Source organism: Hahella ganghwensis DSM 17046, assembly GCF_000376785.1.
Classification (GTDB): Bacteria; Pseudomonadota; Gammaproteobacteria; order Pseudomonadales; family Oleiphilaceae; genus Hahella; species Hahella ganghwensis.
This window is the reverse complement of sequence record NZ_AQXX01000144.1, coordinates 243,801-259,123: the sequence shown is the minus strand read 5'-3', so window position 1 is coordinate 259,123 and position 15,323 is coordinate 243,801. Positions and strand designations below refer to the sequence as shown.

The window sequence follows — 15,323 nt, the reverse complement described above, 5'->3', positions numbered from 1 at the left end:
ATTACTCTTGGTCTTCGTCAGCTTCAACGCAGTCCAGGGCCAGCCTAGCCACGTTGACCAGGAGTAGACGCCCAATTTTTTTCGTCGGGATTTGGTCCCGGTCCATTTGTCCCCTGATTTGTTCCTCACGCAACCCGCTGGCTTTAGCGAACCTTTCTCTAGTCATTACGGGGGATTCGATGGAAATCATCGTTGGCATACAGCGGTTTCCTTGTATGTATTAGTCGAACGTATGTGGTGAAATGTGGCCGTATTATTTACCCCTCGCCGATCAGATGTCAACTTATATGATCGATAAGAGATAATTATTACCCTAATTCATTCTTTTTTAATACTAAGATATGCGCCAAGAGATATTTTTTAAGGCTTAGCCTTGCAATAATAATGTCTTAAGGTGTACAAATGTGGCCGTATGTGTGGTTAGGTTGAAATGCAAAAGGAAAAAAAATGGGGTTAAAAGCGGGTGAAAGACTTAAGGGAATGCGGGAGTTAATGGGATTTACTCGAATGCGGTTTGCTGAATTCTTAGACATCAATCTCATACGTCTGAAAAACCTAGAGCAATTAAAAGCTCGGGTTGCTGAAGATGAGTTCGAGAAATTAGGGAAGATGTTTCCAGAGATGATGCCCTGGCTTGTGTATGGGGGAAAAATCTCTCTCTCTGAGTTAGAGCGCAGCGATAATGAATATTGTCAGTTGATTGCTCTAAAAATCAAAATTGGAGAGATACCCGCAGGCTACGGGTTTAGAGACGCTATCGAAGTCCAGGACAAAAATGAACCTCTTAACGGCAATAGGTAATCAGATTTAATAATAAGGGAGTGAGTAGTTAGAGAATGGCCATCACCAAAGTGGAGAAGGGATGGAAGGTAGATTTCCGTCCAGAAGGACGTAGCGGCCCACGAGTTAGAAAGACATTTCCCAGGAAGTTACAGGCAGAACAATGGCTGGTCGCTCAGAAGGCAAAAGCCAATGCTGGAGAATGGTCAAAACTAGACAAAGACAAGCGCCGACTATCAGATTTAATTCAAACCTGGTATGACCTGCACGGCCATACCTTGAAAGACGGTGAAAATAGACTTCGAACTCTAACAGCCATAATTAAACGGTTAGGTAATCCCCTTGCCCGTAACTTTACCGGTGAAAACTGGCTTGAATACAGGCGACAGAGATTGACGCAAAAGCATGTACGCAGAAACAAACTTGTCGAACCGAGCACTATTAACCACGAGCATGCATACTTATCGGCAGTGTTTGGAACATTAATAAAGCTGAAGAACTGGAAACATGAAAACCCGATGAGAGGGATTCCAAAGCTAAAAATAAATGAACCAGATCTAATCTATCTTGAAGAGGACCAGATAAAGTCACTGCTGATGGAGTTAAAGCGGTCAAAGAATCCCGATGTCTATGTAATGGCCAAACTATGCTTGGCAACTGGCGCCCGTTGGGGAGAGGCGGAAAAGCTAAGGGGCGAGCAAGTAAAACAGAATAAGGTTCATTTTGTTAACACAAAAAATACTAAGGCTCGAATTATTCCAATATCGACAGAGCTTGCAGATGAGATTCTAACTGGTCGGCCTCGTTTTGGGCGTTTGTTTGCAAGTAACTCATCAAATGAAGCATTTCGGAGTGCTGTTAAGAGAGCGAACATCCACTTACCGGATGGTCAGTTGACACATGTGTTACGCCACACCTTTGCCAGTCATTACATGATCAACGATGGAAACATACTGAAGCTGAAAGACGCTTTGGGACACTCTACCTTAACCATGACCATTCGGTACGCTAAATTAGCGCCTAAACACCTTGCAGATGTAGTAACTAAGAATCCAATAGCAACACTCTAAAGGTCCACAAAGTGTCCACACAAAGGTGCTAATAAGTGTTTTAAGGTGGCTCAAAGCCGCCTAAAGCATTGATTTATCTTCGTATGTGGCCGATTGTGCATCAAAATAACGGACACAAAATCAGCATTGCCCTGGAAGAGATGTCGCTTCCCTATCAAGTGATCCCCATCAATCTCAGCCAGGGAGACCAGAAAACACCCGAACACCTCAAACTTAATCCAAACGGTCGAATCCCCACAATTGTCGATAGAGATAACGACAATTTCGTGGTTTTTGAGTCAGGAGCGATTCTGATTTACCTGGGGGAAAAGACCGGTCAGTTCTATCCCGAAAATACCAAGAAACGCTCCCTGGTCATTCAGTGGCTGATGTTCCAGATGGGGGGGATCGGACCAATGATGGGGCAAGCCAATGTTTTCTATCGATACTTCCAGGAGAAAATTCAACCAGCCATTGATCGTTACCAGCATGAAGTCAAACGACTCTTCACTGTTCTTGATAAGCAACTGGAGGATCATGAATTCCTCGCCGGCGATTATAGTATTGCAGACATGGCTAACTGGGCTTGGGTAAGGACCCACAATTGGTCGGGGGTATCTATTGATGACCTTCCAAACCTGTCGCGCTGGTCTGAGACCATCGGCGATCGCAGCGCTGCCCAGAAAGGAATCAGTATCCCTGCCAGACCAGACCCGGATAGCGTGATCAAAGGTGCTCAGAATATTGTCATCCGATGAAAAGAATCGGGCAGCCAGGGTCTGTCGAGGCTTGCCAACACCTATTGGTTCTGATGACTGAAGGTCTGCAACAAGCCATCGGATGTGATTGCGGATATCCGCTTATCCGGCCTGAATGCCAGGGCAAGTATGGCACCACTGCTACCAGGCCCCCAAGGTGACCGAGCCTTGGCTTTCCAGTGAGCCAGCTCTGACCCGTCAGACGTACTGACCAAATAAAGGTCGCCACGAAAAGTCCCTAATGCCAGCGATTTTCCATCCGGTGAAAAACGGGCACTGGTGAAGTTTTCATACCGGTAATCCAGCTTTGTCAGTGCATCACCGCTGGCCGAGTCCCATATGATGGCATCCTCACGTTGAGCGGTGGTAAAAGCCATATCTCCGTCCACTGCCATTGCCACTGTTCTAACTTGGTTCGAGTGATCAAAGGTATGCAACAAGGCACCATCTTTAACACGCCACAGTCTTGCTGACTGGTCATCTGATCCTGTGATGGCAAACTGCCCATCGTCACTCAAGGCAACACCATGAACCTCTGCTCCATGCTGAAATAAATAAAGCACAGTGCCACGTTCGATATCAAAATAGGCAGCCTGGTTATTCTGCATTCCCAGTAACGCATAACGACCATCCGGACCGATAGCCAGAGACAACACCTTGGAAGGCGCACGCCAGAAGTGAAGGGATCTGCCACTGCTGACATCCCACACCAGAAGATCCATATTATCTGCCGTAATGGCCACTCTTCCTTCCGAGGAGATATCGGCCGCTCTAAAAGTGGTGTATTCACCCGCGCTGCGATTCCAGTTATACAGTCTTTCAGCACGATCGGCATTCCACAGGCTCCCACCATGTTGCACCGAGGCAATAACAGCATAGGAAGCATCACCGGATATCCCTCCACTTAATACCCCCTGAACGGCAACCTCCATAACCTCATCAGGCTTCGGAGCTTCACAGCCAGCAAGCAACAGGGACATTAAAAGCAGGGATAGTCCGACAGCTGCACGCTTGAGTTTGATGCCAGCTGTCGACAGAAGGTGAGTCACGTTTACAGTTTATCCGTTCAATTCAGATTGCGTTGTCGGGCTCATCAGCATATGGCCAGAGTTCATAGTGTAGTTTAGCCAACAGACCTTATAAGACCAAATATCAGGATAAAAAAGAATAAGTTATGTTTATCGGAATAAAGCGATTAAGCGGAAATGACCGTTTAGAGGGAAGCAAATACAACAAAGCCAGCGAACCTGAAAATTCACTGGCCTGGGTTATCAACTATTTATTCAATTGTGGACATAGTTATTCAGTTGCTGACTTAAGCGACCTGATCAGCGTGAGCGGTATGCAGCTTGGAAATCAGCATATCTTCAAGCTCAAAACGCTCTTCCAGCTTTTCACCAAGCTTGGACAGCTCTGGTAACATGGAATTGATTTCTTCCAGCTCTTCCGGAGTCTTGTCGAACTTGTCATTAAAATCAAGCGAGGCTTCTGTGGTCGCCTGAATTTCAGGATACAGCTTATGAGCCAACTCTATCCCACCATCATTGAACTCATGAGCTTCTTCTATCAGTTGCTCGTAAACTTCAAAATGTCCAGCAGAAACATAATCCAGAAGCACCTGGCAGAATTGTCGGAAAGTGGTCACAGCAACTTCACAGTCGTCAAACTCCCCTCTGCCAATCAAATCACAGTAGCGAACAATCAAGTCCTGACGCTCGCGCAGCCAACGATCAATAATTTCGCTGACTCCACCCCATTTTTCTTTTGCGCTCTGGCAGTTTTCTAGCATGACCTCACCTTCTCTAGACCTAGCTCTACAGACGTTATTCTTTTATGCAAATGTCGTGGAACGAGTACTACTGAACGTTACCACTTGAAATCGCCCACCTTGGACTATTCGGACGTTGAAACCAGAACCTCCAGCACCTGACACCTGGGGTGGGCCCCGGCAAACTGCCGACCCTGGCTTCACCATAACCCTGGCGGGCTTACAATCATATTACTGATGAATCGGTGAATTCCACTATACGCGAACAGGTAATCCTGAAACAAGGCCGCAATACTGATTGGCCCTAAATGCGACCAAGCTTTTGCACAATTTTAAGTTTGCCCCTTCTATCCTGATCGAAATATGTTGTCACTATCTCCGGCTACGGACCAGGGTAGAACCAAGCAGAAAAACAAAACCAATAAATGCGATTGCTGTCCAACCTGGGATACTCAGACCTATAAATGTCCACTGCACTTCAGCGCATTCACCAGTCCCCTTCAGCATCATGGTAATAACTTCGCCCAGAGGAAAGACTTCAAGCATATATTCGAGGCCAGGCCCACAGGCTGGCACCTGATCTTCCGGCAGGTTCTGCAACCACAACTGGCGTATTGCCAGCGCCAGCCCAGACAGCGCAACCAGACCACCAAGTGCAGTGTACACCATACTTCCCAGCTTCTTGGGTCCATGCAAAAAAGCAGCAAGAAAAACCAGACCCAGAGCCACAAAGGCAATTCTTTGCGCCATACATAGCGGACAAGGTTCCAACCCCTCAACATACTGCAGGTAAAAGGCGAACCCCATCAATCCGGCAATGACGGCAAAAGCCAGTCCGTATATCATTCGATTACTTAACCACGCGGGCATAACTTCTCCTGCTCGTTAAATTGGTTCAGGATAGGCCAATGGATGGCCACAGACAATCCATTTGACGTAACGCAAGTGCTTGTCTAGGCTCGAATTAATGAAATTTAATCTACCTTGGAGCTCTCCCGCATGCATTTCCGAAACTACCTTTCCATTCTGTCGCTCCTGGCACTCCTGCTACTTTCGGCACAGTCCCGGACAGAGGAAGGTGAACCTGAATTGGTTCAGTACATTGAAATGCGGCCCTCATTCGTACTGAATTATGGACCACCCTCTCCGAAATTGAGCTACGCCAAAGTCGACATTTCTTTAAGGGTGAACTCTAAAGCGGGAATAACAGCGGTTGAGCATCACATGCCCGCTTTACGAAACACCATTGTCCTGATGTTCAGCCAGCAGACAGAGGAAATCATGGGAAATAGTCAGGGGCGGGAAAAACTACGCCTGGAAGCACTGAAAGCTTTGCAGGAACTTTTGGAAGAGGAAGAAGGAAAACCAATGATTGAGGACCTTCTGTTCACCAGTTTTGTGGTACAAAAGTAAATCCATACATCAGACAATATCGGTAAAGAACAGAGCCCGTCTTTTCTAGGCGGTCCTCGGAATAGATTGTACGCTACCGCCAATCTGTTTGCCGTCTTCCCAGCCGGCTTCCCAGGCAGCAATGACAACATCGCCGCGGTATGGGCACTTCACTCTCTCCATACCCAAAACACCAGCCATGTAACCTTGTTGATAGGCCTTATTGAGAGTTTGCAGATTCCAATTCAAGGATAGGTCGTTCGCCATGGCGGCAGTCCCCGGTTTTGTCCTGTTGTTCCATGTGGTTGTAGTCGTTTATATGCGCAGAGACAGTTAAGCCAGGTCACCACTTCAAGCGCCACTGCAACAACTTCACTGCTTAAACTTAGACCGATCACGCCCAGAACAAGCATTAGTAAAAACACCTATTCAGAGAGCTCAGTTCACAGAACTGTAATATCGTTTATCGGTTTGTAATTATTTTTTGCGCAACAAAAAACAAATTATCATGTTCCAGCAGAAGCTCTCAATGTGCAGTCTGTGAAATAGTGTGAATTGTGAGCTAGTGCTCCCTGAAAGCGATAATCAAGGAGCACCATAAAGTCAGGAATAGGTAAGGTATTGCTTGAGGTAGTCATCGAATGAGAGGTTATCGGCCTCTCTCAGTTCCCTCTCATCAAGCCAGGACTGCTCTGACATTCGTTTGGCCAGCTGCAATTGATCGGATGACAGAGGTTCAAGAAGCAACTCACGCTGGTGCCGACGGGACATTTCGAGTATCCAGTCAGCATACCCCAAGCGACTTCGCTTCATGCCAGTCAACAGCTTGGCTGACGGCGTAAGATGACTATCGGTTAAAGCCGCATGCGCATGCTTCAGTGCTTCTGAGTAACGATCATCCTGATGGCTTTCTGCCAGCACACTGGCAACACCGCTCATTTTTTCCAGCAACTCATATCCCCAGTCACGAAGCGATATTTCCTGATGACTCCCAGGATCGTCCCCAGACACCATGCGACTTAACTGACAGTTCGGATGGCGTCCATGTTCCACGGTCGCAGTGAAGTTCTTGTCGATAAGGCCGCATTCCTCATCGCTGATGAGAGGGCTTTCATCCAGAAGACAAGTCAGCAGGAACACATCCAGGAAATGAGCCTGTTCCGTTTCCATGCCAATTGGAGAAAACGGGTTCAGGTCCAGACATCGAACTTCTATATATTCCACGCCCCTGCGCTGCAACGCCTGAATCGGTTTTTCACCACTGGCAGCCACCCGCTTGGGCCTGATTGAGTTGTAATACTCGTTCTCGATTTGCAGCAGATTGGTATTGAGCTGACGGTATTCTCCATCAACTTTCAGCCCAATTTTTTCATAGTCCGGATAGGGTACGTGGGTCGCTTCATAAAGCGTACTGAGATAAGTGTCGAGATGATTGAAACAGATTTTCAGAGAAGACTGGGCATTATTCTGATAACCAAGACCACTCATACGAAGGGAAGTAGCGTCGGGCATCCCGAATGTATCCGACCCCATCGACTCCAGTTGGTGCTTTTGTCCGTCCAGAAAGCTTTTATCCAAAGCCGGGGAAGCTCCAAACAGATACATTAACAGCCAAGACCAGCGACGAAAGTTACGAATCAATCCAAAGTATGTTTCAGATTTGAAGTCCTGAAGAGTTTGATCACCATCCTCAAGTTGACGTAGCGCCTGCCAGAAGGTGTCTCCCATGGAAAAGTTGAAGTGCACACCGGCAATGCTCTGCATAATACGGCCATATCGATAGGAAAGCCCACGACGGTATACATGCTTGATGGTCCCAAGATTGGAACTGCCATATTCAGCAATTCGAATACTGCTATCTCCATCCAGGCGGCAGGGCATACTACCAGCCCAAAATACTTCACCTTCTGCCAGATTGGCCTGAACATAACGGTGGGTATTCTTCAGATCTGCCAGCATATCGTCGATGCTGCGCTCTACGGGAGTGATCAACTCCAACAGCGCCTCAGAGTAATCCGTGGTGATACCGGGATGGGTCAATGCCGATCCCAGGGCCTGCGGATGATCGGTCTGCGATACCCGACCTTCTGCATCCGCTCGCAAACCTTCCTTTTCGACCCCTCTGTGGATATCTTTTAACGCATCTGACTGATGCTGTAGCAGACGATCCAATCTTTGGCTGAGGCGTTGATTCATATATTACCTCTGACTAATTTAGTGGCCTACCGGAGTATTACCTACCCCGGCGCCCTCAGCAAAACCATATCCGACGGATTAAGCACAAAATCCGTCAGAGTGAGACTACGGTTTTGCCCAAAAAGTTTCCTCCGCATCCAACAGATTGCAGAGGGAACCCGTGGCTATGACGTCTTGGACGTCTTCTTTTTCTGCGCCTGCATTAATAATGCACCAAAGGAGCCCATGCCGTCAGCCTCTGCCTTGGCTCTACCTTTTCCTCCCGCGCGGTTTTTCTGAGGGCGGGAAGTTTTCCCCGCGCCAGCATCACTACTGGCGGCAGGTAGATCGTCGTCCAATCGCATGGTCAAGCCTATACGCTTACGAGGGATATCCACTTCCATTACTTTCACTTTGACAATATCACCGGTTTTCACGACCTCCCGGGGATCTTTGACAAACTTGTTGGAAAGCGCAGAAATGTGCACCAAACCATCCTGGTGAACACCGATATCCACAAAAGCCCCAAAATTGGCAACATTGGTCACCGCCCCTTCCAGCACCATTCCTGGCTTAAGATCTTTGATATCCTCAACCCCTTCCTGATACTGCGCGAAGGTAAACTCCGGACGCGGATCCCGGCCGGGTTTATCCAACTCCCTGATAATGTCTTTAACAGTCGGGACACCAAAGTGATCATCAATGAAGTCTTCAGCCTTTAACGTGTTCAGGAATGATGAATCACCGATAATGGAAGCAATTTCACGAGCCTGTTTTTCTGCAATACGCTCAACGACACCATAGGCTTCGGGGTGAACAGCTGAAGCGTCCAGCGGATTCTTGCCTTGCATGATGCGCAGGAAACCCGCCGCCTGTTCAAAGGTTTTGTCTCCCAGGCGAGGAACCTTGGTCAGCTCTGATCGACTGCCAAATGCGCCATTTGAGTCCCGAAAGGTCACAATATTATTGGCCAGTGTGGTATTGAGACCAGCAACTCGAGCCAGCAGAGCAGAAGAAGCAGTATTGACGTCAACGCCAACGGCATTTACACAATCCTCTACCACCGCATCCAGCGCCCGGGCCAGACGGGTCTGGCTGACATCGTGCTGATACTGACCCACGCCAATAGATTTGGGTTCAATTTTTACCAATTCAGCCAGAGGGTCTTGCAAACGTCGGGCAATGGACACAGCCCCCCGAATGGTAACATCCAGATCCGGGAACTCCCGGGCAGCAAATTCTGACGCAGAATATACAGACGCTCCCGCTTCGTTCACCATGATCTTGGTCAGTTTTAAAGCCGGTGCGGCCTTCATCAGATCGCCTACCAGTTTGTCCGTCTCTCGGGAAGCCGTACCGTTACCGATACTGATCAATTGCACCTGGTGCTTCTGACAAAGTGCTCCAAGCACAGCAATCGCCTGCTGCCATTGATTCTGAGGAGCATGAGGATAGATCGTCGCATGGTCCAGCATCTTACCTGTGCTATCTACCACAGCAACCTTGACTCCAGTCCGCAACCCGGGGTCAAGCCCCATGGTGGCACGAGGGCCAGCCGGCGCGGCCAGCAACAGATCTTTCAGGTTACGGGCAAAAACTTGTATTGCTTCCTCTTCCGCAGCCTCTCGCAACTTCCCAAACAAGTCCGTTTCGTTTTGTGTCAGCAGCTTCACACGCCAGGTCCAGCGAACCACTTCCTTCAGCCACTGATCAGCCGGCCTACCCTGATCGCGAATGCTGAAATGGGCTGCCACGATGTTCTCACAAGGATGGGGTTCCAGGCGCGACTCCGGCTCATCAGGCACACCCAGTGCCACATTCAGAATGCCGGCAGTTCGGCCACGAAAAACAGCAAGTGCCCGATGGGATGGCACATCCTTTAACGGTTCCTGATAATCAAAGTAATCTTTGAATTTGGCGCCTTCCTGTTCTTTCCCTTCGACTACTGAAACCTTCAGTAATCCCTGATTCCAAAGGTGGTCACGCAGGCGCCCAACCAGCTCGGCGTCTTCAGAAAAGCGTTCCATCAATATATGACGGGCACCTTCAAGAACGGCTTTGGTATCGGCAAACCCGGCCTCTGAATTGATATAGTCAGCCGCCGAACTTTCAGGATCCAGAGAAGGGTTTTCAAACAAAGCATCCGCGAGCGGTTCAATTCCAGCTTCCCTGGCAATCTGAGCTTTGGTGCGACGCTTGGGTTTATAGGGGAGATACAAATCCTCAAGCCGATTTTTCGTATCGGCATCGATAATCTGTTTTTTCAGTTCGGGAGTCAGCTTGCCCTGCTCTTCAATACTTCCAAGAATGGACTGTCGACGATCCTCCAATTCCCGCAAATAGCGAAGACGATCTTCCAGGTGACGAAGCTGTCCGTCATCCAGACCTCCCGTCGCCTCTTTTCTATAGCGGGAAATGAAAGGGACTGTCGACCCTTCATCCAACAGCCCTACAGCGGCTTGCACCTGGGAGGAAGAAGCGTTTAGTTCATTGGCAATTATGTTATATATCTTGTCCATTCAATACCTTTATCATCTTCCCCTGCGGAATGGCGTGCTGCGGGGATTCTCAACAACTTTTCAGCAGGACATAGGCCCAACAACTGCGGTAAAAGCAGCCATTATATCGATGCAGATATAAAGCAGAAGAGTTGAATACAAGAATTGAGGGAAATCACTGACCAGCCTTGGATAAAAATTCAGCTGGCACCGGGGTGAGCCTCCGAGACCACCGGACGCGACTGCACCAGAAAATCACTGAACTCGGTAAAGGTCATTGGCTTGGCAATCAGGTAGCCTTGTGCGTAATCGCAATGATGACGACGCAGAAATTCCAGCTGCTCTGGTGTCTCAACACCTTCAGCCACCACTTGCATTGACAGGTTATGCGCCAATGAAATCATGCCCGCTACCAGTGTTTGATCCTGAGAACTGGAAGGTAAACGTTCGATAAAAGACTTATCGATCTTCACACTGGAAATAGGCAGGGAACGCAGATTACTAAAGGAGGAATATCCAGTTCCGAAGTCATCCAGGGAAAAGCTTATTCCCATATGAGCCAGCTCCTTCAGGCACTTCATCGTATATTCCCGGTCGTACATGACCGCAGACTCTGTCAGCTCAAACTCAAACCCTGTGGTATCAATATCCGCGTTATATATGATCCGGAAAACAGTTTCAGACAGCTTACGGTCATGAAATTGTCTGAATGATAAATTCACAGAACACTGCAGATGCTCGAAGCCGCGACGCTGCAGTTCAGACAGATCCTGGCAGGTTTGCTGCAACACCCAATAGCCCATGGGAATAATTAGACTACTTTGTTCAGCCATGGGTATAAATGTTTGGGGCGCCAGCATACCGAACTTGGGATGAGGCCAGCGTACCAACGCTTCCATTCCGATAATCCGCCCGGTACTGACTTCAATCTTCGGCTGATGATAGACTTCAAGCTGATTGCCCCGGATGGCCTGTCGCAGGTCCGCTTCAAGCTCCAGACGCCGTTTTAAATCCCGGTTACGAGCTTCATCGAAAAAGCGATAAGCACTTCCCGGTTCTTTCTTTGCATCAAACATAGCCTGGTTGGCGTGCTGCAATAACAGATCGACGCTGTGCCCTTCCTCTGGATAGTTGGCCAACCCGATCGATACATTCAGTTCCACATCCCGGTGCGAGACCTGGAACGGCTTGTGGAATACCTCAATCACTTTATCCGCTACCGCTGAAAGACTGAACTCTTCCTCCACATCTTCCAGAATAACGGCAAATTCATCGCCACCCACTCGGGCCAGTCCATCACATTGCCGGAGCACCTGACGAATTCTGGCTGCGACCATCTTGATCAACAGGTCGCCATTTTTGTACCCAAGGGTCTGGTTAACGGTTCGAAAGTGATCAATATTCAAGAACAGCAGACCGACCTGCCTGTTTCCACGCTGAGCCCGCAACATGGCCTGATGCAGACGGTCATAAAAGAGGTGGCGATCCAAGATGCCAGTGAGTGAGTCCATTTGTTCACGCAGTTGACTGCCTGATCTGGCCAACTCCCTGTACCTTGCCCGACGAATAGCACGAATCAACAGAGCCGGCCTCAACTCTCCTTTGGCCAGATAATCATCCGCCCCTTTCATTATCAACTGACGAATGTGAGATTCATTGCGGGAAGACCCCACCGCAATGACCGGCGCTTGCGCGTACTCCGCCATCATGCGAAGAAAGCTGGCCTGGTCGGACTCAAACAGGTGTTCTTCCCACAATACGATGTCGTAATGCCTCCGACGCATGACATCCATCATCATGGGCACACTGTTACACCAGTACAGGCGCAAGTCGTCCTGACCGGTGAGCAGTTTGCGTATCCAGAGCAAGTCTGTGTGTTGCCTGATCAATAACAATACGGAAAGGCGACCTGCCCGGGATCCGGAAAGTACTGACGCCTTGGATTTCCGTAACATAACAGACTCCATCCCGAAATCCGGGGAGGTGGTAACTGTAATCCAAATTAATAACGGAAAGGGCCTGCTGAGTTTTCACTCCCGCTGGAGTGACTCATCAATATCACTCTGCTGGCGACAAGGAAGAAACGTCAACAAGCCTTAACATTATAGTTGGGAATAGCGATTCATCATGTATCTTTTAGTGGTGTCTCCCTAAGATGGCCACGCGATAAAAATTCCCAATGAAACTCTTGTCAATTTCTCTGGTAAAATGCCGCTTTCCGCAGGAGTCATCATACAACACTCCTGGCCAAACGTGTTTTTCTTTATCACTCCATTCCAAAATCTGACAGGTTGTACTTTGGCCCAGCTGAACCCCAGGCAACGTGAAGCCGTGCATTATATCGATGGTCCTCTTCTGGTATTGGCCGGTGCGGGAAGCGGGAAGACCAGTGTTATCACCCGTAAAATCGCTTACCTTATCCAAGAATGCGGCTTCAAGGCCAAGCATATTGCAGCAGTCACTTTTACCAACAAAGCCGCCAGAGAAATGAAAGAGCGGGTAACACAGCTGGTTTCAGGCCCCGCCGCCAGAGGTCTGACTGTCTCGACGTTCCACAATCTCGGAATGAACATTATCCGCATTGAGCACGAGGCCCTCGGCTACAAGCCCGGATTTTCCATTTTCGACGAACAGGATGCCAAAACCATTATCCGGGATCTGATTTTCAAAGAATTTGCGGATGCGATAGAGGATGTCGATCAACTCCAGTCACAATTTTCTGCCTGGAAAAACGACATGCTGACTCCCGAAGCTGCGATAAGACAGGCCATAACCCAGGAAGAACTGACCGCTGCAAAAGTTTATCAGCACTATAACCAATACCTGAAGGCCTACAATGCCGTCGACTTCGATGATCTGATTCTGTTGCCGGTATTGCTATTCAGAGACCAGCCACAGATTCTACAGAAATGGCGCCAGAGAATCCGCTACCTGCTGGTGGATGAGTACCAGGACACTAACCTGAGCCAATATGAACTCGTGCGACAACTGGTTATTGAAAGACAGGCATTAACCGTGGTGGGTGATGATGATCAGTCCATTTATGCCTGGCGGGGAGCTCGCCCGGAGAACCTGGCTCGCTTACAGCAGGATTTCCCCACTCTCAAACTGGTGAAACTGGAGCAGAACTATCGCTCGACCGCCCGCATCCTGAAAGCTGCAAACACCTTGATCGCCAACAACCCACATGTTTTTGAGAAGTCTCTCTGGAGCGACTTTGGCATGGGCGATGAGATCCGCCTGGTCCAGGTACGTAATGAAGAAGCAGAGTGTGAACGCATTGCCTCAGAAATTCTGGCATTGCGGTTGCAGAAGCGGGTTAACTTTAAAGACTGTGCCGTGCTTTACCGGGGTAACCACCAGTCCCGGCTGTTGGAAATAAAGCTCCAGGCCAACCAGATCCCTTATCGTATCAGTGGTGGCACCTCATTTTTCTCCCGCAATGAAGTAAAGGATGCCCTTTCCTATCTCCGGCTTATTGCCAATCCGGATGATGACAGTGCATTTCTGCGGGTCGTCAATGTCCCCCGGCGAGAAATAGGTCCGGCAACTTTGGAAGCACTCTCAAACTATGCCCACCAGAGAAAAATCAGCCTGTTCAGTGCTATCAGTGAAATCGGTCTTGAGCATGTTATGCGGGAGAAGGCCCTGCAACACCTGCGCGAGTTTGCCGATATCATTCTGCGCACCAGTAGCCGCTGCGAAGATGAAGACCCAATCCCAGCTCTGAAACAACTCTTTACCCAGATTGATTACGAAGAATGGTTGCTTCAGAACAGCACCTCCCCACAGCAGGCAGAACGCCGAATGGCCAACGTCTGGCTTCTGATCGATCAAGTTGCGAGAATGCTGGAATACGATCCGTTAGACGAAGAGCAACTGACATTAAAAGAAGTCATTGCCAAACTCCTGCTAAGGGACATGATGGAACAACAGGCAGAAGAAGAAGACGAAGACAAGGTTCATCTGCTGACACTACATGCATCCAAAGGTCTGGAGTTTCCTCATGTGTTCATCCTTGGGCTGGAAGAAGATATTCTGCCTCACCGGAACAGCATAGAAACCAACCAGATCGAAGAAGAAAGACGCCTGATGTACGTTGGCATCACACGAGCCAGAACGACTCTGTGTATGACCTTTTGTGCAGAACGCAAACAGTTTGGAGAAAAGATCGAGACCACGCCCAGTCGTTTTCTTGATGAGCTGCCTCAGGAAGATGTCATCTGGGAGGGAGTCGGCCACCAAAGCCCTGAACGCAACAAGGCCAAAGGTCGTGCAACACTGGATGCGCTGTTCAGAGATTTGGCCGAAGACGGGTCAATGTAATCCGAAGCACCAAAAAAAGCCGCGAATCATCGCGGCTTTTCATTAAGTACTCGGTGTAACCGTTATTGGCTACGCTCAACCATTAACTCAACAGTTGCCTGAATTTCCTCATCAGAGCAGTCTGAACATGTTCCACGAGGAGGCATACCGCCAATACCGTTAATCGCGTGAGAAACCAGTGTTTCCAGTCCCTGGTCAACACGCGGTGCCCAAGCGGCGGCATCTCCAACTTTAGGAGCACCGGCAGCACCTGTGTCATGACAGGCAAAGCATTTGCTGCCATAGACATCCTCGGCTGAACGGGGACCACTGGAAACTGCTGCGGTGGCTACTGCCTGGGCGCCTTCACATTCCTCTCCTTCCACACATACCTGACCCACCGGCTTAATACGATCAGCAATCTTTTGCTCGGCCGGGGTCAAAGACCACACGGTCCCTGCTATAAATAGCGCCGCAACGCTTAACAACACTCTCAGAGTCGTCTTCACCACACTACCTCATCACCAGCTTAAAATTTTATAGTGGCGCATTATAACGACATTGCAGGGGAAATAAAAAGCAGGCCGCAGCCTGCAGT

At 48.9% G+C, this 15,323-nt stretch carries 14 protein-coding genes; 5 read left to right on the top strand and 9 right to left on the bottom strand.

Annotated features, from left to right (window positions below):
• Position 1: 1 nt before the first annotated feature.
• Positions 2–199, bottom strand: a complete 198-nt coding sequence (locus F566_RS0131140; RefSeq protein ID WP_020410987.1) for a hypothetical protein — start codon at positions 197–199, stop codon at positions 2–4.
• A gap of 248 nt (positions 200–447) precedes the next feature.
• Here F566_RS0131140 and F566_RS35965 point away from each other — a divergent pair, with 248 nt between their 5' ends.
• The 3 genes from F566_RS35965 (at position 448) to F566_RS0131125 (ending at position 2,587) form a co-directional block, all read left to right on the top strand.
• On the top strand, positions 448–801 hold the full coding sequence (locus F566_RS35965) for a hypothetical protein (RefSeq protein ID WP_020410986.1): 354 nt from the start codon (positions 448–450) through the stop codon (positions 799–801).
• A gap of 35 nt (positions 802–836) precedes the next feature.
• Positions 837–1,850: a phage integrase gene (locus tag F566_RS0131130; protein WP_020410985.1), complete on the top strand. Its 1,014-nt coding sequence runs from the start codon at positions 837–839 to the stop codon at positions 1,848–1,850.
• An 83-nt stretch (positions 1,851–1,933) separates the two neighbouring features.
• On the top strand, positions 1,934–2,587 hold the full coding sequence (locus F566_RS0131125) for a glutathione S-transferase family protein (protein WP_020410984.1): 654 nt from the start codon (positions 1,934–1,936) through the stop codon (positions 2,585–2,587).
• Positions 2,588–2,628: 41 nt separating this feature from the next.
• Here F566_RS0131125 and F566_RS0131120 read toward each other — a convergent pair whose 3' ends face one another.
• The 3 genes from F566_RS0131120 to F566_RS0131110 all read right to left on the bottom strand — a co-directional run bounded on the left by F566_RS0131120 (position 2,629) and on the right by F566_RS0131110 (position 5,225).
• Entirely contained in the window at positions 2,629–3,636 is a 1,008-nt protein-coding gene (locus tag F566_RS0131120) for a WD40 repeat domain-containing protein (protein WP_020410983.1), read from the bottom strand.
• A 266-nt stretch (positions 3,637–3,902) separates the two neighbouring features.
• A complete protein-coding gene (locus F566_RS0131115; RefSeq protein ID WP_020410982.1) occupies positions 3,903–4,376 on the bottom strand; it encodes an Rsd/AlgQ family anti-sigma factor in 474 nt (157 codons plus the stop codon).
• A gap of 351 nt (positions 4,377–4,727) precedes the next feature.
• Positions 4,728–5,225: a disulfide bond formation protein B gene (locus F566_RS0131110; RefSeq protein ID WP_026180451.1), complete on the bottom strand. Its 498-nt coding sequence runs from the start codon at positions 5,223–5,225 to the stop codon at positions 4,728–4,730.
• Positions 5,226–5,354: 129 nt separating this feature from the next.
• Between F566_RS0131110 and F566_RS0131105 the strand changes: the two genes are divergently transcribed.
• The gene (locus F566_RS0131105) at positions 5,355–5,768 is read left to right on the top strand and encodes a flagellar basal body-associated FliL family protein (RefSeq protein ID WP_020410980.1); all 414 of its coding nucleotides are present in this window, start codon (positions 5,355–5,357) and stop codon (positions 5,766–5,768) included.
• Positions 5,769–5,813: 45 nt separating this feature from the next.
• On the opposite strand, the gene rmf is transcribed toward F566_RS0131105, so the two are convergent.
• The 4 genes from rmf to F566_RS0131085 form a co-directional block, all read right to left on the bottom strand.
• Positions 5,814–6,014 carry a ribosome modulation factor gene (gene rmf, locus F566_RS0131100; protein WP_020410979.1) on the bottom strand — a complete coding sequence of 67 codons (201 nt, stop codon included), beginning with the start codon at positions 6,012–6,014 and terminating at the stop codon, positions 5,814–5,816.
• Positions 6,015–6,350: 336 nt separating this feature from the next.
• The gene (gshA, locus tag F566_RS0131095; RefSeq protein ID WP_020410978.1) at positions 6,351–7,943 is read right to left on the bottom strand and encodes a glutamate--cysteine ligase; all 1,593 of its coding nucleotides are present in this window, start codon (positions 7,941–7,943) and stop codon (positions 6,351–6,353) included.
• 164 nt (positions 7,944–8,107) lie between these two features.
• Entirely contained in the window at positions 8,108–10,441 is a 2,334-nt protein-coding gene (locus F566_RS0131090) for a Tex family protein (RefSeq protein WP_020410977.1), read from the bottom strand.
• A 179-nt stretch (positions 10,442–10,620) separates the two neighbouring features.
• Entirely contained in the window at positions 10,621–12,375 is a 1,755-nt protein-coding gene (locus F566_RS0131085; RefSeq protein ID WP_020410976.1) for a putative bifunctional diguanylate cyclase/phosphodiesterase, read from the bottom strand.
• 343 nt (positions 12,376–12,718) lie between these two features.
• Between F566_RS0131085 and rep the strand changes: the two genes are divergently transcribed.
• On the top strand, positions 12,719–14,746 hold the full coding sequence (gene rep, locus F566_RS0131080) for a DNA helicase Rep (RefSeq protein WP_026180450.1): 2,028 nt from the start codon (positions 12,719–12,721) through the stop codon (positions 14,744–14,746).
• Between the two features lie 62 nt (positions 14,747–14,808).
• Here the strand turns inward: rep and F566_RS0131075 are convergent, their stop codons facing one another.
• Complete coding sequence (locus F566_RS0131075; RefSeq protein ID WP_245555336.1) at positions 14,809–15,237, bottom strand: c-type cytochrome; 429 nt, start codon at positions 15,235–15,237, stop codon at positions 14,809–14,811.
• Positions 15,238–15,323: the final 86 nt, after the last annotated feature.